The organism is Rubrivivax gelatinosus (assembly GCF_016583785.1).
Classification (GTDB): Bacteria; Pseudomonadota; Gammaproteobacteria; order Burkholderiales; family Burkholderiaceae_C; genus Rubrivivax; species Rubrivivax gelatinosus_B.
Window position 1 is genome coordinate 1 of the sequence record NZ_NRRU01000243.1, and the last position, 469, is coordinate 469.

Sequence of the window (469 nt, forward strand, 5' to 3'; positions counted from 1 at the left end):
ATCCGGCTTGTCGAAACCACGATTGCCGTCAACGAGGAGCGCAACCGCGCGATCCCCGATTGGGTGATCGCCGCACATGGCGGCAGCGTCGAAGGCAAGACGATCGCCGTGCTCGGTATCGCCTTCAAGCCGAACACCGACGACATCCGCGAGGCCCCAAGCCTGACCGCCATTCCCGCGCTCCAGGCGGCGGGAGCCACCATTCGCGCCCACGATCCCCAGGCGGCCGAGGCGGCAAAACCGCTGCTTCCGGGCGTGACCTGGTGCGCGTCGCCCTATGCCGCCGCAGAAGGGGCTGACGGCCTCGTCATCATGACGGAGTGGAACGAGTACCGCGCCCTTAATCTCGCCACGCTTTCGCGGACGATGCGGGGCGATGTCCTAATCGATCTGCGAAACATCTATCCGCCCGAAGAAGTGGCACCTCACGCCTTCAACTATCACAGCGTTGGCCGCAAACCGCGTGCTG

At 65.0% G+C, this 469-nt stretch carries 1 protein-coding gene; it reads left to right on the plus strand.

The genetic code is table 11. From position 1 onward, the window contains the following. On the plus strand, positions 1–469 hold a 469-nt coding region (locus tag CKO43_RS25620), incomplete at both ends, for a UDP-glucose/GDP-mannose dehydrogenase family protein (RefSeq protein WP_200380432.1).